This is a genomic window from Gilliamella sp. LMG 34361, assembly GCF_984569075.1.
Map to the genome: position 1 here is coordinate 1,890,111 of NZ_OZ474903.1, position 20,832 is coordinate 1,910,942.

Here is a 20,832-nt window from a genome sequence, read left to right on the forward strand (position 1 = left end):
ATCAGATTAATACTATATCGTTTCATACTTAACCAAAAGTTTTTTTCTATTTTATGTGAGATATATCAATAAAATCATTCGAAAATTATGCTCTGTCAACTCGGAAAGTTTTTATCTAAGAATATTTTTTACTCATCAAAAAAGCACCTAATTGTTCAATTAGGTGCCTCATATAATATATTATTTATCAATCAATATATGATCAGTTATTCATTAATAAACAGATTTACTTGTTCGACATCTCTAAATGCTAAGTCAACTTCTCTAATCGCTAACCTATAAGTATGATTTGGGTCGTTTTCTTCAGTGCATTTGTTATCACTATTATTTCTTTTTTTGTAAGTATCCGTGGAGATTATTTGATTATGTAATTTAGTAAACTCTTCTCCCTTTAAGGTAAAAAGGTTGTTCCAATCAGCTAGATGTTGTTTCACAAATTCTCGTCCCTCATCACATTTAATATCAGCTATATTGATATTGGGAACAATATGTTTTGTTAAATCAGCATATTTTTTTGGTTGATTTGGAAATTGTAATGTTTTGAGTTCTTCGTCAGTTTTAGCTAGATATTCAATGAAATCAGCTTCACGAAATAATTTATACCTTATTGGAGCTGAAGAAGTACTTTTTTCAAAGCTTATTTGTTCTGGCAATTTATCATTTATACCATAACTCCATGCTACACCATATTTACCATAATATCTTTCAATAAATACATCATTAATAATTTTAACTGGAAGTTCTATATCCCACGGCTCGCCATTGATAGTCACTTGGAAAGTCTTAACGTTTTTGATCATTTCGTTTTTTCTTGTTTGACCCTTAGTAGAATAATAGGCTTCATACATATAATAGTTAGATTGGGTCGGATTGATAAACCCATCATTATATGATTTCGTAGGTTTAACTATGAAGTTTAATGATTGACCATTATAAGTTAACTGATGTTTACCATATTCAAAGGTATGATTGACGCTTGATTTGGCCGGAATAACTAACTCATTACCATCAATTGATATTTTTATTTCCTTGTCGGTTGGATTATCTATCTGACGACTTATAGTATCTTCATGGGTGCTTGATTCGAAACAACCAACCAAAGAAATACTACAGACTAATAGCATAGAATATTTAAATCTTTTCATCACATTCATTTATTCAATATATATTAAAGTGTATAAATTCTATCATAAGAAATGGATATAGTTAAAGTAGAAGGCATAAATTTAATTATTAGAATTTATGCCTTTTATTATATTTTGTTCCTTTGAAGAGAAGATTTTTACATTTATTTAATGATGTAAAAATGGATATTTACCTTTAATTAGATTTATTGAACAGTTTAGAGCTATTGATTTTATATTGATAGTTTTATGTAGATTTATAAAATATACATAAAATATCCCAATAGATATTGAGATATTTGTAGAATGTTGAAATTATTGTTGAGGCCAAATGAAACGCCCTTTAGCTTCAGGATCTTCATTGATGAATTTTCTAAGTTCATCTGATTGATAAAGTTGTTTAACTTCGTGCGCCCATTTAGTATTTAAATTTTCATTCTTAACTACAACCATCAATTCAAGGTTTGGAGTTAACTTTTCTTGAACTAAAACATCATCAGCAGGAATATTACTTAACCATGCTATTCCACCAGGCATGATGGCATAATCAATTTCATCAAGTGCTCTGGGGATTAGTTCAGATAATATTGATTTAAACTTTAAATTATATTTATTTTCGGCGATATCATTTATATCTAAAGTACCAGCTTGGCTTTCAGGTTTTAAGGTGATCCAATTTAAACTTTGTAATAATTGTAATGAACGGGCCTTGTTTGAGGGATCATTTGGAATAAGGATTGTCTGACCATTAGCGATCTCGTTTATTGAGTGATGTTTTTGAGAAAAAAGCGCAGCAGAAATAGAAGGAATGTGGACTAAAGATACAAGATCACTTTTAGTTTCTTTATTATATACATCAAGATAAGCTTGATGCTGTGCTGCATTAAGATCGATACTTCCTTCTACTAAAGCGGTATTTGAATCTCTAAGAGAACTGAAATTTACCAATTTAACTTTATAACCTTTTTGTTCTAAAGCGGGCTTAACAACTTTTTCCATCATTATATTGTGCATACTTGGTGGCAAACCAACTACAATCTCTTTTTTATCTTGTTGACTTTTTTGGGCTGATTCTGATTTATTGTCACAACCAATTAAAGTCAAACCCAACAGCATAATTATGCAAATATATTTTTTCATTATCACTCCCTATTTCAATCAGTAAATTAATCTAATTGAACAACTGATTCTATTATTTAGAGATAACATTATAGATAGTGATTAACTATTAGGATAATACGAAAAAATTATATCTATATTCATATTAGATATATACAATTAATCTTTAGTTTTAACTAAATTTTAGATAACACTTTCAACCGACTGCTCAGCCAAATTTTCTTTTAACCATCTTACAAAAGCTTTAACTTTTGGATTTCTTCCCTTGGAAGCAGAAACAACATAGTAACGTTGTTTGCATGTTAACGTCATATTTGGAAAGGGAGTAACTAACTCCTTTGATTCAACATATTTATTGATAATATGTTTTCTTCCCATGGCAATACCTGAATGATTAATCGCCGCGAGGATAGCTAAATCAGATCGATCAAATAACATTGTAGGTAAAGCTTCAAAATCTAGATCAATATTAAAATGCTTCACCCAAGATTGCCATTCGTCGAAGTTGGTATCATATCCCCAAGCTTGATTATCATGTATTATTAAGCAATTTTTTAGATTTTCAATATTTTCAGTAAGTTGATGATATTCCGCATATTGAGGGCTACACACAGGTACAATCGTTTCATTCATTAAATGATAAACATCCAAGTCGTTATACTCTAAATCATCAAAATAAATGGCTAAATCAATACGATGACGATCAAAATTGATTATTTCATTACCTGTTAATATATTCAAGATAATATAAGGATGTTTCTTGTTAAATTCTGATATTCTTGGAACAAGCCAGCCTTGCGCAAAGGAAGGACGAGAATAAATGGTCAACGGCCCGATTAATTCCTGACTCTTTATTTCAAGGATTTCTTTATTTAATATCGACAAAGACTTTTTTAAAATATTAAATAAATTTTCACCATCAGGGGTCAACTCAATACGGCGATGAAACCGGTTAAATAACTTAAAATTTAATTCTTCTTCAAGCTTATTAATTTGATGGCTAACGGCACTTGGAGTAATACATAACTCTTCCGCTGCGCGCATAAAGGAATTATATCGTGCAACTGCTTCAAAAGTGTGGAATTTAGCTAATTGATATCCTGATATCAATCGGTTAGTGGTAATAAAACGATCATCATCAAACATTGTACATCCTTCCTTACCTATTTTCTTAACATTTAACTAAAAATGTTAAATCAAATACAATTAATTAAATTAATGATTGTTACTTTCTTACAGCCTGACACTTATTCAACCGAATCTTATTCATGTGAACATGATTTATAATCATTTGTCAGTTATCTCTCCATAAAATCTAATACAAGATAATTTTTACTTTAATTATAATAGGAAAACATTATGGATTCACAGATTTGGGTTTTAGGTGTTTTAATAACGAGTATTTTATTAATTGTAATAAGTATTATCAAATTTAAACTTCATCCATTTTTAGCCTTATTATTATCCAGTTTTTACGTAGGTGCATTAATGGGAATGAAGCCATTGGCAATGATTTCCTCAATCGAAGATGGTATTGGTGGTACACTTGGCTTTTTAGCAGCAGTAATTGGTTTAGGTACCATTCTAGGAAAAATGATGGAAATATCAGGTGCAGCTGAACGCATCGGTATTACCTTACAAAAATGCCGCTTTTTATCACCAGATGTTATTATGGTATTGATTGGTATGATTTGTGGTATAACGTTATTTGTTGAGGTCGGCGTTGTACTTTTAATACCATTAGCATTTTCAATTGCTAAAAAAACCAAAACTTCGTTATTAATGTTAGCGATTCCATTATGTACAGCATTAATGGCCGTTCATTGTATTGTTCCTCCTCATCCAGCTGCATTATATGTCACTAATGCTTTAGGTGCTGATATTGGTAGCGTTATTTTATATGGATTAATTATTGGAATAATCGCATCATTATCTGGAGGTCCTATTTTTTTAAGAATTATCAAAAATAGAATTCCATTTAAAGCTGTACCGGAACAATTTTCAGATCTAAAAGTAAGAACGGAAGAAGAACTGCCTTCATTAGGTGCAACATTGTTTACAGTATTATTACCGATTTTTCTCATGCTGATAAAAACAACTGCTGAGTTGAACATGGATAAAAACACTTCAATTTATACTGTTTTAGAATTTATCGGCAATCCTATTACCGCTATGTTTATAGCAGCATTTGTTGCCTATTATATGCTAGGTCTAAGACGTGATATGAAAATGTCTGACCTACTCAATAAAACTGAAGATTGCTTTTCATCAATTGCCAATATTTTATTAATTATCGGTGCTGGCGGTGCATTTAATGGTATTTTAAAAGCGAGTGGCTTGAGCGATAGTTTAGCAAGTATTTTATCCCATTTAGATATGCATCCAATTTTATTGGCGTGGTTAGTAGCAATAATTTTGCATGCTGCAGTAGGTTCAGCGACAGTTGCAATGATGGGCGCCACAGCAATCGTATCACCGATGCTAGCTCTTTATCCTAATATCAGTCCTGAAATCATTACATTGGCTATAGGTTCGGGTGCTATTGGTTGTACAATAGTTACCGATTCATTATTTTGGCTTGTTAAGCAATATTGTGGAGCGACAATGAGTGAAATTTTGAAATACTATACCACCGCAACATTCATTGCTTCAGTAGTTGCATTAATGGGTACTTTTTTATTATCTAATTTTATTTAGATATCTTTCAAGGAGCGAATATGAATCAAATAGAGATAAAAACACTTATTGCCGATAAACCGTTAGTAGAAAATTTAATTAAACTTCAACCAAGCTGTTGGTTTAACCCTAATACCACTACTTTAGCAATCGGTCTTCCTTACGTTGGACTAGATCAAACGGATATAAAAAAAGCGAGTGAACGATTAAAACGTTTCGCACCATATTTATCATTAGCTTTCCCTGAAACAGCTATAACCAAGGGTTTTATTGAATCACAGTTAGTTGAAATTACTAATATGAAAAATGCCCTTGACGCCAGATATAATGTTGATATCGCAGGTAAGCTTTATTTGAAAAAAGATAGTCATTTACCAATTTCTGGCTCAATTAAAGCTCGAGGTGGTATTTATGAAGTCTTAACTCACGCTGAAAAACTAGCCATTGAAAATGGACTATTATCAGAACAAGATGATTACAGCAAATTATATTCTGATAAATTTAAACAGTTTTTTAGTCAGTATAGTATTGCTGTAGGTTCAACAGGTAACCTTGGTTTATCAATTGGCATAATGAGTGCTAAACTCGGATTTAAAGTTAGCGTACATATGTCTGCTGATGCTCGAGAATGGAAAAAACAGAAATTACGTGATCATGGTGTTAATGTTGTTGAGTATGAGCAAGATTATGGTGTTGCGGTTCAACAAGGCCGTAAAGCGGCAGAGTCTGATCCAAAATGTTTCTTTATCGATGATGAAAATTCTACTACCCTATTTTTAGGATATTCAGTCGCCGGTGAACGCTTAAAGCAACAATTCAATGAACAAGGAATTAAAGTTGATAAAGATCATCCACTTTTTGTCTATTTACCATGTGGTGTAGGTGGTGGACCTGGCGGTGTTGCTTTTGGTTTAAAAATGGCATTCGGTGATAATGTACACTGCATTTTTGCAGAACCAACACATTCACCGTGTATGTTACTAGGGGTTTATACTGGTCTACACGACAAAATTTCGGTACAAGACATCGGAATTGATAATATTACCGCCGCAGATGGATTGGCTGTTGGTCGTGCTTCTGGATTTGTTGGACGAGCTATGGAACGCCTGTTAGATGGATATTATACCTTGTCGGATCAGGAAATGTATGATTTGTTAGTACTACTGGATAAAACTGAGCACATTCAACTTGAACCGTCTGCCCTTGCCGGTATGCAAGGTCCGGTAGTTGTAACTAACAACTCGGAATATTTAGAACGTATGCAATTCACTCCTCAGCAATTACAAAATGCAACTCATTTAGTATGGGCAACTGGCGGTGGAATGGTACCGAAAGAAGAGATGCAAAAATATTTAAATTCAGGAAAAATTTAGTGACTGTTACTGACAAATATCTCAATGATATTTGTCAGTAAATTTAATCTTATACTTTGTGCCTAATTAAAGTGCGCCGACAATACGATGAGGCAAGTAAAGTTCTTCAAGATAAGCAATATCATCCTTAGTTAATGAAAGCTTTAATGCGCCTACCGCATCATCCAAATATTGCGTTTTGGTTGCCCCAATGATCGGCGAAGCTACACCTTTGGCAAATTGCCATGCCAGAGCAACTTGCGTCATGGTTACTGCATATTTTTGCGCAATTTCATTAACCCTTTTCACTATATTCATGTCGATTTGTTGCGTACTATCGTATTTAGCAACTGCAGTTTTATCAGTCTTACTACGTAGAGTATTGGTCTGCCATTCTAATCGGGAAAGTCTACCTGCAGCTAAAGGGCTATAAGGAGTTAATGAAACATTGAATTGCTTACAGACAGGAATCAATTCTCTTTCATCTTCACGATATAATAAATTATAGTGATTCTGCATCGAAACAAACGGCGTCCAACCATTTTGTTTAGCGACTAATTGCATATTATAAAATTGATAACCATACATCGCAGAAGCACCTAATGCTCGTACTTTACCACTCTGAACTAAATGGTGTAACGCAGCCATGGTTTCCTCAATCGGTGTACTGTAATCGAAACGATGGATAATATATAAATCAACATAATCGGTACCTAATCGTCTCAGGGATCCTTCAATTTCTCGTTCAATTGCTGTTTTAGATAAATGCCCTTCATTAAAATAGACTTTAGTAGCCAGTATTACTTTGTCTCGAGCTATATTTCGTTTAATCGCTCTTCCTACATATTCTTCACTAGTACCACTAGAGTATGTATTTGCTGTATCAATAAAGTTAATTCCTAGATCTAAGGCATGTTTAATGATTGTTTCACTTTGTTCTGGATTAAGTGTCCAATCATGCATTTTACTGGCAGGATCGCCAAAACTCATACACCCTAAACAAAATCGTGAGACTTCAATATCAGAATTACCTAATTTTATATAATCCATACTCTCTCTCCTAACTAGCTAATAATAGATTGATTAAATTAATAAATTGTTAAAAATTCAATCTTAGTTATGAGTATTTTATCGTTAACTTTTATTGAGATAAACGTGTTGTTCATTTATAGTATCATGAATTAAATTCATTAATTGTCTATTTATATCCTATGTATAACTATAATGAACTAAGTTATTTTATTACTATAGCTAAAGCAAAAAGCTTTGTTGGTGCAGCCAAATCTTTAGGTGTTTCGTCATCTGCACTAAGTCATAGCATGCGAAACTTAGAAACACGTTTGAGTTTACGGCTATTTAATCGTACGACTAGAAGCCTTTCATTAACAGAGGCAGGAGAACAACTTTATAAACAAATATCCCCTTTATACCGACAAATCAATGAAGAAGTTGCCGCTCTTGGTGATTACCTTGATACTCCATCGGGTACCATTAGAATTAATGCATCGAATATTGCTATTGAAAATTTTATATACCCTAAATTAAGCCAATTTTCACTACGCTACCCACAAATTAAAATTGAAATTCAATGTGACAATAACTTAGTTGATATTGTTAAACAAGGTTTCGATATGGGTTGTCGAATTGGTAATGATTTGGCGAAAGAGATGATAGCAGTAAAAATATCAGACCCTTTGCGTATGACTTTAGTGGCTAGTCCGAATTATTTGCATCAGAGAACAAAACCAAAACAGATTAATGATTTAGATCAACATTTATTAATTGGCAAAAAAGTTTCAACCCAATATGGAATGGAATCGATATGGGAGTTTTCCGATAAAGGAAATATTATACAATATCACCCTGTTTCTCACTTCACAATCAATAATCATTTAAGAAAACAAGCGACTCTTGATGGTTTAGGTATTAGTTGGATTGGTTATCCAGATGTAAAAAATGAATTAGCTTCAGGACAACTTATAGAATTATTACCTGAATATTCAATTACATATGAACCTTTTTATATTTATTATCCAAGTCGCAAGGGGCATTCAAATGTATTTAGACTAGTATTAGAAGCATTAAAAAACTAGTTTATTTTCAAATGGTTGATAAAAATGACAGGAAAATTAATATTAAAATATACAAACAATTTTTTGTTTAATATTCGTTATATAGTACATTAAAATGAAGCTCACATAAGTTTAAAAATAAAATCTTTTAATATTAAACAATGTATTGAACTTTATTGATATTATCTAATATCAGCTTAAATAATTAGTTATTTAACAAAAAATAACTAATTATCTTGCTACTATGTCATTGAACGGTTTGAATATGGTAGCGTTTCAATAACATATTACTGAATTTATTGTGTGGATCTAAAAGAGCTTTAAGTTTAAAAAATTGCTCAGCTTGTGGATATGCTCTTTGAAATTGTTCTGTTATTGCATGTAGTTGATAAGGTAGATAGTAGCTGCCGTGATTTTCCAGAACTGCATCTATTAATTCTCTTGTCCAATTACCAACATGTTGTTTGCTCAGTTCATCAGTATCTTGCTGATAATAGATCACGAAAGCAAATACTTCCGATTTTGCCCAAGCCAGTAATGAACCACTATCTTGATTGGCATGACGAATAGAAATATTAATAACATTAACTTTATTTTTTTTCAAAATAGTGACTAATTTTGGATAAAAGTGATCAAATTGTTCAACCGGTATAAAATATTCTTGCAAAACAAAGCTTTTATTTTTAGTCGCTATCGGTTGTAAATACGAGACATCATAACTAGCCTCATAATTACGCCACATTACTGGTTTTTTTATATAATAAAAATCATCAAATAATTTTCGTAAATTTTTACCAATAGACGATGAGGATACAATTTTGATTGGTTTTTCCAAATTTTGGTTCTTTTTATCATCAGATCTCAATCGTTCTAAAATCGTTAATGGTTCTTCAGTCTGTTTATAAGTGACCGATCTCACTCTTTTATAATCTGGTGGATAAATTACAGCGTTATGGAAGATTGATTTGCTATCAGAACGTATATTCTGTTTGAAATATTCATAATAGTTTGCTATTGGCATAGCTTTACTAAAACGTTTGACTTTAACATTATCTGCAAGTTGTAAAGTCACTTCGGTGATTATACCTAAGCCACCATAACCACCAATAGCACCATAGAATATATCTTGATTTTGCTCAGGACTAGCTATTACTACTTTGCCATCAGCTAACACAATTTTGAATTGTTTTACCGAAAGAATTATAGGTCCTTCACCTATATAACGGCCATGAACATTAACACTTAATGATCCACCAATACTAAAATTAGCATAACTTTGCATTATTTTTACAGATAAATCATAAGGGTCTATAAGCTCTTGAACTTGATGCCATGTGGCACCGGTCTCGATAGTTAGCAACTTTTGTTCAGGTTTAAAATCAATGACATGATTTAATTTGCGAGTATCAATTTGCACCGCCCCCTGGATTGCTGTTTGTCCTCCCATACTATATTTACCACCAGCGATACTAATTGGTCCGGTAGCCTTTTTAACTATATCAACAACTTGTTGAGTAGATTCTGGTTGCACAACTGCAGCAACTTGAACTGGTGTCATTCCAGTTACATCATTGACTTCTACTGCCATGACTGTCAATGGCAATAAAAAACCAAGTACAGATATCAATAAATTTATTTTTTACATTTTAAATACTAATCGCAAATCAAATATAGCTAGAATGATTGTCTTACCTAGTATAAATTAATAGTTCCATTATTTTATTGAAAAATATAGAGTTAGATAACTTTTAAAATTCGTAATAGCTCTCCCCTAAGCCCATTATAAACTAGATTCTTTATACACTCAGGGGAGATAGACTACTTATTTTAATAAACTATATTGTTGATTAACTTCTTCGGTAGCTTTGCGAAGGTCTTCTTGAAATTTTGCAATAGTTTGTAATTTTGAGTATTCTACAGCACCGACTATACGACCAGCGTTAACATCTGTCTGCCAATGAGCACCACAAATAACTCTACTTTGACCAAACTCATAACCACGTTTTATTATTGCTTCGGCATGTGAAGGAGCAATTTGAGCTAAAACTAATGCTAATGTCCAACCATAAGCGGTATGACCTGATGGGAAAGATCCATTTTGACGTAATCGATCTTCTTCATCAATCGGTTGACAAGAATGATTACCAAAATAGACAAATGGACGTTTTCTCATATAAAATTCTTTGGCAGTTTTAGTAGCATTATCTGCTGAATCGACTAATAGATCGCCAAACATTTTATACAAAGTAGGCGTAGTCTCTGGCGAAATTGTGATACCGAGCGGTTGAGAAAAAATTTTAGCCACATTTGCAATATGTAAATCAGCATCCTGTATCGCTTGTTGCCAACGCTCTGTACCTTTAAGGTTATAACCATGTAAATAAGCTATTTTATCTGCTTCAAATTCAGGTGTCCCTTCTTCTGGATAAACAGGTAAATACTCTTTACTACTCACCGCTTGCTCGGACGTATGATAAGTAATCCCCACTTCATGGCCTAAAAAATCCTCTGTTGAACCTTTTTGGAAAGCAAATAACGATGAAGAAAACAAAGAGCAATATAGTGTAAAAACTAAAAGTGTGTGTTTTTTAGTCTTTTTATTTTTAGCCATTATTTACTCCTATTATCTGATTAATGATTAAACGAGTTAACTTTGGAGAACTTAGAAAAATTTAACTAATAAAAAAGTGACTATTTTAAAAAGATACAAAACTATAAATAGTTTATGGGAACTGTAGAAATATTATAAAAATTAGTACTATTTATTACTACAGATAATAGTATTTTATTTATTTTTGTTTAAAACAATTTTAAGTGGTTATTAATATTTTTCAATTAAGAATTAACCTAACCCCCTTCGTGCTATATATTCGAATCGATATTGAAATCCTCTTAAATACTGAATACTATATTCAAAAGTTTCACTAGTTTTTAACTCACTAATTGAACGAAGGCGTAATATTGGATGATTTGTATCTATATTTAAATGTTTAGCAACAATAGCTGTTGCTAAGACTGGTTTAACATCTTGCCTGCTATGAGAAATTTGATATCCTTTCTGTTGCTCAACATAATGATATTTTGATGACTCCATGACCTTAACACTTAGATCAGGGAAAAGTGAGAGCGGCATATAACTTTGCTCTAAAATTTCGGGTTCATTATCAATAGTTCTAATTCTTACTATTGAAAATATTGATGTTCCAACGTCTATTTTCAATTGTTTCGCAATAGTTGGTAAGGCTTGTTCTAACTGAAAATGTATTACTTTTGTACCCGCAATTCGTCCTAATGCCGTAATATTCTCGTCAAATCCTTGTAATTTAATAGCATCATGTTTAGCAGAGTGATATTTTACATAAGTTCCACTACCTTTAATCCTTTCAACTAATCCTTGATTTTCCAATTGCTCAAGCGCTTTACGTATAGTGACACGACTTACTTTATACAATTCTTGTAAAGCTTGTTCTGTAGGTAAAACATCTTCTAAATCTAATTCCCCAGAATAAATTTTTTGTTCAAAAGTCTCAGCTATTTGTCGGTAGAGTGGTTTCGCCATTTAATATCTCAGCAGAATAAATTTGTATCATCTTATCATCTAATTTGTGAAATATCATCAGATGATGAATTTCTTGTTAAATTACATAAAAACATAAAGTTCCTAATGATGTTAACTTTATTAATCTTAACAATGTCAAAAATATTTTGTGATCTTTTTCACATTTGTATTAAATAAGTATTATTTTATTTAATACTTATTGATAACATATTTACCGTCACTTATATTTTTATTCAACACTACCATTAGGAAATAATATGAAAAAGATTAATTTAACCGTTGTTGGAGCTGGTAGCACTTATACTTTAGGTATTATGAGAAGCCTCGTTACCGAAAAAAACAACTTTCCTTTGAGACGAGTTGTTTTTTATGATATTGACGCACCACGTCAAGAATTAAATGCTAAAGCAACTGAAATAATGTTTAAGGAACTTTATCCGGAAATTGAAGAATTTATCTATACCACAGACAGAAAAGTAGCCTTTGAAAATTCAGATTTCTTTTTTATGCAAATTCGAACCGGTGGTTTGAAAATGCGGGAACGTGATGAGCAAATCCCCCTTTCGCATCAATGTGTCGGTCAAGAGACCTGTGGCGCAGGTGGTATGGCTTATGGTTTACGATCTATTGGAGATATGATAGATCTTATTCGTGATATTCGATGCTATCAAAAAGAGGCTTGGATCTTAAATTACACTAACCCTGCTGCTATCGTTGCCGAAGCTTTAAATCGGGAATTTCCGGATGACAAGCGAATTTTAAATATTTGTGATATGCCAGCAGCCATCATGGTAAGTTATGCAAAATTACTTGGCTGTGAAATTTGGGATTTTGTACCGGAATATTTTGGTCTTAATCACTATGGTTGGTTTACCAAAATAAAAAATAAACAAGGTGAAGATCTTACTCAAAAGATAAAAGATATTATCTTAAAAGATGGAATTACCGCAGTTGATTCGGTTATTGCCAATGATCCTTCTTGGCAAGCGACCTTTAAAAATATGGAAATTATGTTAAGGGATAATCCAGAATTCCTACCAAATACCTATCTACAATATTATCTCTACCCGGAAAAAATGGTTAGCAAAGAGGATATCAATAATACTCGTGCTCGTCAGGTGATTAATGGCCGAGAAAAACAGGTATTTGCAATGTGCCGTCGCATCATCGAAAACAATTCAATTAAAGGTGAAGATCTTCATGCTGATATTCATGGTCGTTATATGATCCGCGTAGCTGCATCCTTAGCCTACAACAAAGGCGATATTTATCTGGTCATTGTGCCTAATAATGGAGCCATTAATAATATTCAAGATGACGCCATGGTTGAAATTCCTTGTATGCTCACTTCCGATGGTCCTAAAGCATTTACCATCGGGAATATTCCAACCTTCCAAAAAGCCATGATTGAAATTCAATTAGGCTATGAAAAACTGGTCGTTGACGCTTGGTTTGAAGGTTCGAAACAAAAACTTATCAATGCATTAACCCTTAACAGAACCGTGGTTAATGTCCCTAAAGCAAAAATAATCGTTGAAGAGATATTAAACGAAAATAAGCAATATCTACCGCAATTTTTTAAATAATTAATTTAACTGCAACCTACCGCACTAGGGTTGGTAACCAACCTTAGTGTTAGCATAAGTTGTTAGCAAATTAAAGTGAATATTAATCAACATTTTAAAGGATTAATGTCTATATGAGAAATACAATTCAACGCTTTGGCGCAGCAATGTTTGTTCCGGTTTTATTATTCCCTGCTGCCGGTATTTTATTGGGTTTAACGGTTGTGTTACTTAATCCCCATTTATTTCCTTTCGCTACCGAAGGTTCATATTATGTAAAAATTCTTGGTATACTGCAAAAAGCATCAATGGTTGTATTCCAAAATATGCCAATGTTATTCGCTCTAGGTTTACCAATTGCTTTAGCCAAAAAGGCATCTGGTCGAGCAGTGTTAGCTGCTTTTATTTCCTATTTAACATTTAACTATTTTATTGGCGGAATTATTGACGTATGGAGTGAAGAACTAGGAATAAATTATCAGGTCGGTCAAGCTGGATTGATTGAAATTTGTGGTGTACTTACTCTAGATACCTCAATTGTTGGCTCAATTTTAACTGCTAGTTTTACTGTATGGCTACACAATCGCTATTTTGATTTACGTTTACCAGATTGGGCTAATGTATTTACCGGCACACCGATTATTGTCATTCTTTGTTTTCCTTTGATGTTGATCTTAGCTATTTTGACTGTTCTTGTTTGGCCACCAATCCAAAGCGGAATACAAAGTCTACAAGTAATTATCTTAAATTCTGGTCCTATTGGAGTTTGGCTATTTACATTTCTAGAACGCATTCTAATCCCAACTGGATTACATCACTTTGTCTACGGTCCAATTTACTTTGGTCCAATCGTTACTGATGGAGGTACTGTCAATTATTGGATATCACACATTTCAGAATTTGCAGATAGTACGAAACCATTAACTGAACTCTTTCCGCAAGGTGGATTTATGCTTATCGGTATGGGCAAAGTATTTGGTTGTACAGGCATATCCATGGCTATCTATTCAACAGCCAAACCTGAGAATAAAAAAATGACCTTTGGTCTATTAATTGGAGCAACTGTCACGGCTATTTTGACCGGTATTACTGAGCCGATTGAGTTTACTTTTTTATTTATTGCACCAATGCTGTTTCTTGTTCATGCCCTATTAGCAGCCACAATGGCAACTGTGATGTATCTCTTTGGGGTATCAGGAAATTTCTATTTAGGTATTATCGATTTTATCTTCCAAAATTGGTTACCATTAGGAGCTAACCATTGGGCAACTTATGTTATTCAAATAGTGATTGGTTTAATTTTCACAGCAATTTACTTCTTGGTATTTAAATTTCTTATTCTCAGATTTAATCTAATGACACCAGGACGTTCGGATAACAATATCAAATTATTTAGCAAAGCAGATTACAAAAACAGTAAATCTGAAACATCCAATCATATAAATAACGATGAAGAGAGAGCGCTTAGTGAAGATAAAGATGAAAATGATGTTATTAAGCTAAAAGCGATAGCTTTTCTCAAAGGATTAGGAGGAAGAGATAATATTACCCATTTGACTAATTGTGCAACTCGTCTTCGCGTGCAAGTCGCAAATCCTGAATTAGTCAATAATGTTGAATATTTTCAAAATTGTGGAGCTATTAATGTCGTTAACAAAGGTCAATCAATACAAATTATTGTCGGTTTAACTGTTCCACTTGTTAGAGAAGAAATTAACGCATTGATAAAATCAGATGTTTGATAATATGCTAGAGGCAGTATAAATATATTCTGATTTTATATTGCCCTTATCTCAAATATCAAATTAGGAATTAATAATTCTTATTGACTACCATTTTAATCATACATCAGAAAAATTGTTTTAATTGATATCGGTGTTTTTACACAAAAAATCTAACCATTTTCGGATATCGATTTTCTCTCCATTTTCAAATTCAACTTTAGATTTAATACTCAATAGGAAGAAATGTATATTTTTGTTGTGAAACACTTTTTATTAGCAATTCTTGATGATTATTATGATAAATACAATATTTCTCAATTTGAAATAATTCTGTTTTATTACCGAGTGAAATCAACACTTTTGGTGGAGGAGTAAATGTAAAGTTATACTTTTTAATGAGAGATAATTGTTTTCGAACATGATCTGCAAACTTAACTAATTTATTTAATTCCAGTTTTAGAATATCTTTACATAGGGATTTAAAATTATAATTTGTGCCATTAATAGTAATTTTAATTTTTGAAGTACATTCATTAAATGACAGTTGTTCTTTCTTCACTCCATTTACAACAGAAAGATTAAAAACACCATCATCTTTTAATATTTATTGTTTAATATAACCTGTAAGTTTTTGGCTATTATCTTCAAAATAGGCAAAAACTGCATCACTTTCCCCATATGGTAGCAATGCCCTGATTCATTTTATAATTTAAATATCCATAATTTTCTTTATTATTAACTGTTTTTACTACCTCAGGTTTAACCATATTGTTTAGTAGTCCTTTATCGTGAAATATCTTTTGGATAAGTAATAAAGTCAGTCTAATAAAAAAACCGAACACTATTTTGTCGCCACTCAGCGTTTATTAATATTTGACGTAAAAATATATGGGGTGGTCGGACTTGAAAAGCACTATTTAAATCTTTTTTCATAAAGCATTGTGTTTGTTTCTTTTGTTTGTCGTACCCCCAAAATAAAAAGTGCCCCCAAAAATTAGGTATTTCAATCTTGCCGAATTGAAAGGTTAAAAATTGGTTTTAGAATTTTGACGGTGTAAAAATTTATCTAGGTGAGCGGTATCCGTTAATTATGTTTTAGATTTTTTATACCCTCCCATAAAAATAAAATTTAATAAAAAAGTATGCACGGTGTTCACTACTTACTTGGAATGTCCACACTTTTTCATACAACAAAATTAAGGGGTAACTGTTTATTAAATGCCTTCGGCATCAAATAACCTAATGATGAATGCAGCCGACTGTTGTTGTACCAATATGCATAAGCAGAGATACGTTGTCGTAGTTCATTGGTATTGGTGAATATCTCATTTTTGACAAATTCCGTTTTAATTGTCTTAAATGTCGCTTCAGCAACGGCATTATCGTAAGGACATCCTTTATGGCTCAATGAGCGAGTGATACCAAATACCTCAAAACAACTATCGAGTAATTGATTATCAAACTCTTTTCCTCGGTCTGAATGAAATAGTGCGATTGAGGATAATGGTGCTTTAATTTGGCTTAGTGCTTGCATAACAAGCTCGGCTGTTTTGTGTTGTCCAATCCGGCTATCTTTCGTGCTGAGAGTTCGAGTAATACACACAGATAATTCCATTTTTGTCCAACTTTTATATAAGTCAAATCAGCGACTATAACATTTGCTTTTACACCTACAGTAAAATTTCGCTGTAATACGTTGGCAATCGCAACGGAATTAACTTCTTTAGAACGGTTTTTATACCGTTTTACGGTATATTTTGATTTCAATGATAATGCTTTCATGACTTTAGCCACATAACGACGCGATACGATTATACCTTGATTTGACAACGCTTTTCGTATCCGTCTCGTACCATAAGATTGATAACTACGATTAAAAATAGCTTGAATCTCTTGTGCATACTTTAAAACTTTTTTTTCAAGGCGCGTTTTGCACTGATAATAAAAGTAATGCCTTGATACACCTAAACATCGACACCAATGAATGGCGATGTCGATTTGATTGTATCACTGCGATTTTCGTGCCATTATCAGTGCGGCTTGCTTTAGGATATCGTTTTCCATCAATAATCGTTTATTCTCCTTGCGCAGGGCGAGTAACTCATTATCTTCAGTACTTCGATTATCTTTAGTTTTGAATGAACCTGTTGTGGAGTATTGTGTTATCCATCTATCTAATGCTAATGGCGTTAACTCATACTGTAAAACTAATTCACTGCGAGTTTTACCTTGTTGATAGAGCGTTACCATCTGCTGTTTAAAATCATCTGTATAGGTTCGTCTTTCTCGTCGTTTTATTTTCATCGTAATTTCCTTTTTTAGAGTAGTTTATCTTATCCCTTAAAAAAATTGTACGAATTAGTGTAGCCTATCCAACTTGAAGCCTTATTCTAAAAGGGTTTGAGTGGTGTATACTTAAATATTTACTATTCATAAGTGTACACTTAAAGTGTTCACTTATTTCATTTATAATCATATTAGCAATATTAATCATAAAAATACCTAATAAATGAAAATGAGGTTAACATGAGTATCTATTTTTTTAACAAAAAAAATATTTCTTCTTTAAAAAAGGAGCAATTTATTAATCTGATGGAGTAGGCGAATAAGATTGTGAATCAAAACTCATGTTTTTTTTCAAAGAATGAAGCCTTATATGATTTGATAAAAATAGTAATGAAACCAATTCAAGCAGAACACATTAGAAATGCTTATTTAACGCATGAACATCATGCAATAAAAGAGATTGATTTATACCAGGATTTCCTTTGTTCACATAGCATAGTATGCGAAATCTTAGCTAATTCTACACAACATTCAAATTCAGCAAGTCATCACTCACTTAAACTAGCCTCTGATATTATTTTACCTACAGGTTGGCATCCTACTAGCTTAGTTTGTAATCTTGGTTCAATTGGAAAGGAAAATCGCAAATGTGGAAAATTTAAACAAGATATTAATCATGATGTAACACTTGTCTTGCCAATGAGAATTGGTTTTGTAAAAGGAGGAAACCACTCTATTATTCAAGGAGTACTTTCTGGTAATGGAGAAATATACCCAAAGACAGTAGTAGACCTTTCAAACAAATTAAATGAGGTCTATTTCAATGGAACGCATTGGATTGACACAACTTCCGAGCAAGTTATCGGAGAACCTCGATATCCTGAATTTGGTTGGGTATGGGAAATATCAAAATTATTAACAAATAACATTGAGTAAATCACAAATTAAGTATAGTTTATAATAAACCATGATATTTAACTTGGATCTTCAGCTCTTGGTAGCCAACCTTTGTCAGGATTTGTGTGCAAGTGTACACTACAATTTAACTGAATAGCTCTTTTTTAAAGATGTTTACTATTTGGTCCTCAACATCTTCAAAACCTTTATTTAAAAAGTCCTTTTTAGCGGTAGAGCGCTTAAACTTCATAGGATGGTTTGGGTCAGCAACATACGCGGCATAAGCGGCAGTATAGCCAACTCGCCCATAGAGTTAGAAAGACGAATATATAACTTTGATGATTCTTCAATTGTACGACCATTTCGGTCAGAAGTTGCCAAAAGTTGATCTAAAATATCTTTAGTTTTTGATGCTGTAGCGCCAGTATTCTGTATACGGTCTTCTAGCTCGTTCCAGCTTTGAACATACGCAATGATCTGGCTAGAAACTAAAACAGCTTATACAGCTTTAGCAACAGTGGTAAGTTTACCAAGCGCTCCGCCTGCGCTTTTTGCTGATGATTCTAGTTTGTCTATGCCTTTTGATGCTTTCGCTCCACTATCACTTAATTCCTTGAGTTCTTTTTTTACTTTGTCGGCTGCTTCTAATAAATCTTTTAGCTCTACGTTGCAAGTAATAGTAAAATTCTTATCTGGTGATAAGTATGCTGCCATATAATGACCTCCTAATGATAAACGCGTGTTGGGGTTTGTAATAATGATTGTTCGGTATATATTTTTATAGCTCTATACCCCCAGTCGGTTATATGCCAAGGTTTACTATAAAAATTAATCATATCTTCGATAAAATGAAATGGGTCAGATTTTCTACCGTTTTCTGTACAAAATAACGCTAATTCAACTAACCCCGATGATAAGTGTTCTTTTGTGATAGTTCATGTGTAAGTGTCGGCATCGTTAACAAAGGTAAATACGGTATTACCTTGTTTAACTGGTATGTCCACACTTTTTAGTACCAAAAAGATAAGGTCATCGATTTCTTTTGTATTCAATCGGTGACTGATAATTTAATGTTGAATGAAGTCGATTGCAGTTAAACCAATCGACATAATGATTAAATTCCAACCTAAGCTGCTCCAGTGAATCAAAAATAGTATTCGATACAAACTCTGTTTTCACCGCTTTAAATGTTGCTTCCGCAACTGCATTATCATACGGGCAGCCTTTACGGCTTAATGAACGTTTAATGCTAAACTCGGTTAAACACTCATCAATCAGATGATTATCGAACTCTTTTCCTCTATCTGAGTGAAAAAACTCAATAGACTGTAAATTCATTGGAATTTGACTGATTGCTTGCATAACTAACCCTGCTGTTTTATGCTTGCCAGCACTTCGTCCTCTCGATTACTGACATCAACAATCACACAAAGGTAGTGCCACCGCTCTTTAACCCTCACATAAGTTAAATCAGTCACCAATATTTTTCGTGGTTGACCTATCTCAAATTCTCGATTAAGTTCATTCCCCACACTCGATTCATTACTTTTTCCAACGTGAATACGATATTTTTTACAGGTGTATTTTGAAACCCAGCCATTTTTTGCCATAATTCGACCAATTCGTCGTCGAGATAAAATCATGCCTTGCTTTCTCTGTTCTGCCTGCAGGCGCCTTGTACCATAAGCGCGGTAATTATCATTAAAGACTCTACCAACTCTTTCACTGAGCACAACATCTTGCGGTTGTTGGGGCAATTGCCGTTGATATTTGATCGAGAAACTCAGGCAAATTATCTTCAATAATTTCAATATCACATCGTTTTTCTAAATCAAAAAAATAATCATATAGTTCTTCATAATTCTTAATTGAATCAACTACTTTTTCAGGTACCGCGGTTGTACCACCTGAAGTAAAGTGTGCTAGATTGCCATTATAAAATGCAGCAAACCAGTCAAGATCGGTAGTGCTTATAAACTCATCAGTCATTCTCATTATTTTTCAACTCCAAATACGTTTGTACAATTTTCACAACGAGGCACGGGTTTCCCATTACGAGGACGTACAGCTTGAGTAAATTGAATATCCTTTAATTTAATATTAGGATTATTTAATAACAACTCGTTAGCTGCTCTAAATTCAGCACAACGACCTAATCTATTTCCACATGAAGTCTTAATACCTAATCGCCCTAATTTCAGCATAGGCTTGTAATTAAGGGGGGCTATCTTAGCAGGAACAACCCCATTTGATACAGTAACTATCTTACCTTTTAATGGATCAACTGCCCCCAATAGAACTGGAGCTAAAACTTATCTCCTTCCGCTAATTTTGAGTTGCTTTATTGAGTTTGGTTTTGTAAAAATTATTGAGGAGTCTATACCGTCTGATTGATATTTGAACTTTATGATGGAAAAGGTGAACATTTGATAGAGAATCTTTCTATATAGATATTTTA

General features: G+C 32.8%; 22 protein-coding genes. 6 read left to right on the plus strand and 16 right to left on the minus strand.

The window, feature by feature from the left end:
* Positions 1-206 precede the first annotated feature (206 nt).
* From AC5LXI_RS09045 to dsdC, 3 genes are all read right to left on the minus strand, one after another.
* Positions 207-1,145, minus strand: a complete 939-nt coding sequence (locus AC5LXI_RS09045; protein ID WP_493442023.1) for a hypothetical protein — start codon at positions 1,143-1,145, stop codon at positions 207-209.
* A gap of 294 nt (positions 1,146-1,439) precedes the next feature.
* Complete coding sequence (locus AC5LXI_RS09050; protein ID WP_493442024.1) at positions 1,440-2,264, minus strand: MetQ/NlpA family ABC transporter substrate-binding protein; 825 nt, start codon at positions 2,262-2,264, stop codon at positions 1,440-1,442.
* Positions 2,265-2,426: 162 nt separating this feature from the next.
* Positions 2,427-3,389 carry a DNA-binding transcriptional regulator DsdC gene (dsdC, locus tag AC5LXI_RS09055; protein ID WP_493442025.1) on the minus strand — a complete coding sequence of 321 codons (963 nt, stop codon included), beginning with the start codon at positions 3,387-3,389 and terminating at the stop codon, positions 2,427-2,429.
* A 213-nt stretch (positions 3,390-3,602) separates the two neighbouring features.
* Here dsdC and dsdX point away from each other — a divergent pair, with 213 nt between their 5' ends.
* Positions 3,603-4,940, plus strand: a complete 1,338-nt coding sequence (dsdX, locus tag AC5LXI_RS09060; RefSeq protein WP_198195327.1) for a D-serine transporter DsdX — start codon at positions 3,603-3,605, stop codon at positions 4,938-4,940.
* Between the two features lie 20 nt (positions 4,941-4,960).
* The gene (dsdA, locus tag AC5LXI_RS09065; protein WP_493442026.1) at positions 4,961-6,292 is read left to right on the plus strand and encodes a D-serine ammonia-lyase; all 1,332 of its coding nucleotides are present in this window, start codon (positions 4,961-4,963) and stop codon (positions 6,290-6,292) included.
* A gap of 66 nt (positions 6,293-6,358) precedes the next feature.
* On the opposite strand, the gene AC5LXI_RS09070 is transcribed toward dsdA, so the two are convergent.
* Positions 6,359-7,321, minus strand: a complete 963-nt coding sequence (locus AC5LXI_RS09070) for an aldo/keto reductase (protein ID WP_493442027.1) — start codon at positions 7,319-7,321, stop codon at positions 6,359-6,361.
* Positions 7,322-7,482: 161 nt separating this feature from the next.
* On the opposite strand from AC5LXI_RS09070, the gene AC5LXI_RS09075 reads away from it, so the two are divergent.
* Positions 7,483-8,364 (plus strand): LysR family transcriptional regulator, encoded by an 882-nt coding sequence (locus tag AC5LXI_RS09075; RefSeq protein ID WP_493442028.1) that lies wholly within the window; start codon positions 7,483-7,485, stop codon positions 8,362-8,364.
* Positions 8,365-8,590: 226 nt separating this feature from the next.
* Here the strand turns inward: AC5LXI_RS09075 and AC5LXI_RS09080 are convergent, their stop codons facing one another.
* From AC5LXI_RS09080 to AC5LXI_RS09090, 3 genes are all read right to left on the minus strand, one after another.
* Positions 8,591-9,946 carry an FAD-binding oxidoreductase gene (locus tag AC5LXI_RS09080; protein ID WP_493442029.1) on the minus strand — a complete coding sequence of 452 codons (1,356 nt, stop codon included), beginning with the start codon at positions 9,944-9,946 and terminating at the stop codon, positions 8,591-8,593.
* Positions 9,947-10,165: 219 nt separating this feature from the next.
* The gene (locus tag AC5LXI_RS09085; RefSeq protein ID WP_493442030.1) at positions 10,166-10,954 is read right to left on the minus strand and encodes an acid phosphatase; all 789 of its coding nucleotides are present in this window, start codon (positions 10,952-10,954) and stop codon (positions 10,166-10,168) included.
* 231 nt (positions 10,955-11,185) lie between these two features.
* Entirely contained in the window at positions 11,186-11,902 is a 717-nt protein-coding gene (locus AC5LXI_RS09090) for a GntR family transcriptional regulator (protein ID WP_493442031.1), read from the minus strand.
* 257 nt (positions 11,903-12,159) lie between these two features.
* Here AC5LXI_RS09090 and AC5LXI_RS09095 point away from each other — a divergent pair, with 257 nt between their 5' ends.
* Positions 12,160-13,488, plus strand: coding sequence for a 6-phospho-alpha-glucosidase (locus AC5LXI_RS09095; RefSeq protein ID WP_493442032.1), 1,329 nt, complete (start codon positions 12,160-12,162; stop codon positions 13,486-13,488).
* 113 nt (positions 13,489-13,601) lie between these two features.
* On the plus strand, positions 13,602-15,209 hold the full coding sequence (locus AC5LXI_RS09100; RefSeq protein ID WP_493442033.1) for an alpha-glucoside-specific PTS transporter subunit IIBC: 1,608 nt from the start codon (positions 13,602-13,604) through the stop codon (positions 15,207-15,209).
* Positions 15,210-15,414: 205 nt separating this feature from the next.
* Here the strand turns inward: AC5LXI_RS09100 and AC5LXI_RS09105 are convergent, their stop codons facing one another.
* From AC5LXI_RS09105 to AC5LXI_RS09120, 4 genes are all read right to left on the minus strand, one after another.
* Complete coding sequence (locus AC5LXI_RS09105) at positions 15,415-15,750, minus strand: hypothetical protein (protein WP_493442034.1); 336 nt, start codon at positions 15,748-15,750, stop codon at positions 15,415-15,417.
* Between the two features lie 624 nt (positions 15,751-16,374).
* Positions 16,375-16,806 carry a transposase gene (locus tag AC5LXI_RS09110; RefSeq protein WP_493442035.1) on the minus strand — a complete coding sequence of 144 codons (432 nt, stop codon included), beginning with the start codon at positions 16,804-16,806 and terminating at the stop codon, positions 16,375-16,377.
* Positions 16,713-17,189, minus strand: a complete 477-nt coding sequence (locus tag AC5LXI_RS09115) for an IS3 family transposase (RefSeq protein WP_493444282.1) — start codon at positions 17,187-17,189, stop codon at positions 16,713-16,715. Before AC5LXI_RS09115 ends, AC5LXI_RS09110 begins: the two co-directional genes overlap by 94 nt.
* Before the next feature lie 9 nt (positions 17,190-17,198).
* Positions 17,199-17,495: a transposase gene (locus tag AC5LXI_RS09120; RefSeq protein ID WP_493442036.1), complete on the minus strand. Its 297-nt coding sequence runs from the start codon at positions 17,493-17,495 to the stop codon at positions 17,199-17,201.
* 309 nt (positions 17,496-17,804) lie between these two features.
* Between AC5LXI_RS09120 and AC5LXI_RS09125 the strand changes: the two genes are divergently transcribed.
* A complete protein-coding gene (locus tag AC5LXI_RS09125) occupies positions 17,805-18,413 on the plus strand; it encodes a DUF6710 family protein (protein WP_493442037.1) in 609 nt (202 codons plus the stop codon).
* 459 nt (positions 18,414-18,872) lie between these two features.
* Here AC5LXI_RS09125 and AC5LXI_RS09130 read toward each other — a convergent pair whose 3' ends face one another.
* The 5 genes from AC5LXI_RS09130 to AC5LXI_RS09150 all read right to left on the minus strand — a co-directional run bounded on the left by AC5LXI_RS09130 (position 18,873) and on the right by AC5LXI_RS09150 (position 20,668).
* Positions 18,873-19,088, minus strand: a complete 216-nt coding sequence (locus AC5LXI_RS09130; RefSeq protein ID WP_493442038.1) for a hypothetical protein — start codon at positions 19,086-19,088, stop codon at positions 18,873-18,875.
* 315 nt (positions 19,089-19,403) lie between these two features.
* On the minus strand, positions 19,404-19,736 hold the full coding sequence (locus tag AC5LXI_RS09135; RefSeq protein WP_493442039.1) for a transposase: 333 nt from the start codon (positions 19,734-19,736) through the stop codon (positions 19,404-19,406).
* Positions 19,737-19,738: 2 nt separating this feature from the next.
* Positions 19,739-20,131, minus strand: coding sequence for an IS3 family transposase (locus AC5LXI_RS09140; protein ID WP_493442040.1), 393 nt, complete (start codon positions 20,129-20,131; stop codon positions 19,739-19,741).
* Positions 20,097-20,369 (minus strand): hypothetical protein, encoded by a 273-nt coding sequence (locus AC5LXI_RS09145; RefSeq protein ID WP_493442041.1) that lies wholly within the window; start codon positions 20,367-20,369, stop codon positions 20,097-20,099. The genes AC5LXI_RS09140 and AC5LXI_RS09145 overlap by 35 nt, the downstream gene beginning before the upstream one ends.
* On the minus strand, positions 20,369-20,668 hold the full coding sequence (locus AC5LXI_RS09150) for a hypothetical protein (RefSeq protein ID WP_493442042.1): 300 nt from the start codon (positions 20,666-20,668) through the stop codon (positions 20,369-20,371). Before AC5LXI_RS09150 ends, AC5LXI_RS09145 begins: the two co-directional genes overlap by 1 nt.
* Between the last annotated feature and the right edge of the window lie 164 nt (positions 20,669-20,832).

Bases quoted from the DNA above. Each gene is read 5' to 3' on its own strand.
- AC5LXI_RS09090 (WP_493442031.1), bottom strand. From the start codon at position 11,902: ATGGCGAAACCACTCTACCGACAAATAGCTGAGACTTTTGAACAAAAA.
- dsdC (WP_493442025.1), bottom strand. From the start codon at position 3,389: ATGTTTGATGATGATCGTTTTATTACCACTAACCGATTGATATCAGGA.
- AC5LXI_RS09120 (WP_493442036.1), bottom strand. From the start codon at position 17,495: ATGAAAATAAAACGACGAGAAAGACGAACCTATACAGATGATTTTAAA.
- AC5LXI_RS09050 (WP_493442024.1), bottom strand. From the start codon at position 2,264: ATGAAAAAATATATTTGCATAATTATGCTGTTGGGTTTGACTTTAATT.
- AC5LXI_RS09075 (WP_493442028.1), top strand. From the start codon at position 7,483: ATGTATAACTATAATGAACTAAGTTATTTTATTACTATAGCTAAAGCA.
- AC5LXI_RS09145 (WP_493442041.1), bottom strand. From the start codon at position 20,369: ATGAGAATGACTGATGAGTTTATAAGCACTACCGATCTTGACTGGTTT.
- AC5LXI_RS09095 (WP_493442032.1), top strand. From the start codon at position 12,160: ATGAAAAAGATTAATTTAACCGTTGTTGGAGCTGGTAGCACTTATACT.
- AC5LXI_RS09085 (WP_493442030.1), bottom strand. From the start codon at position 10,954: ATGGCTAAAAATAAAAAGACTAAAAAACACACACTTTTAGTTTTTACA.
- AC5LXI_RS09045 (WP_493442023.1), bottom strand. From the start codon at position 1,145: ATGAAAAGATTTAAATATTCTATGCTATTAGTCTGTAGTATTTCTTTG.
- dsdA (WP_493442026.1), top strand. From the start codon at position 4,961: ATGAATCAAATAGAGATAAAAACACTTATTGCCGATAAACCGTTAGTA.
- AC5LXI_RS09100 (WP_493442033.1), top strand. From the start codon at position 13,602: ATGAGAAATACAATTCAACGCTTTGGCGCAGCAATGTTTGTTCCGGTT.
- AC5LXI_RS09110 (WP_493442035.1), bottom strand. From the start codon at position 16,806: ATGGAATTATCTGTGTGTATTACTCGAACTCTCAGCACGAAAGATAGC.
- AC5LXI_RS09135 (WP_493442039.1), bottom strand. From the start codon at position 19,736: ATGCAAGCAATCAGTCAAATTCCAATGAATTTACAGTCTATTGAGTTT.
- AC5LXI_RS09130 (WP_493442038.1), bottom strand. From the start codon at position 19,088: ATGGCAGCATACTTATCACCAGATAAGAATTTTACTATTACTTGCAAC.
- AC5LXI_RS09070 (WP_493442027.1), bottom strand. From the start codon at position 7,321: ATGGATTATATAAAATTAGGTAATTCTGATATTGAAGTCTCACGATTT.
- dsdX (WP_198195327.1), top strand. From the start codon at position 3,603: ATGGATTCACAGATTTGGGTTTTAGGTGTTTTAATAACGAGTATTTTA.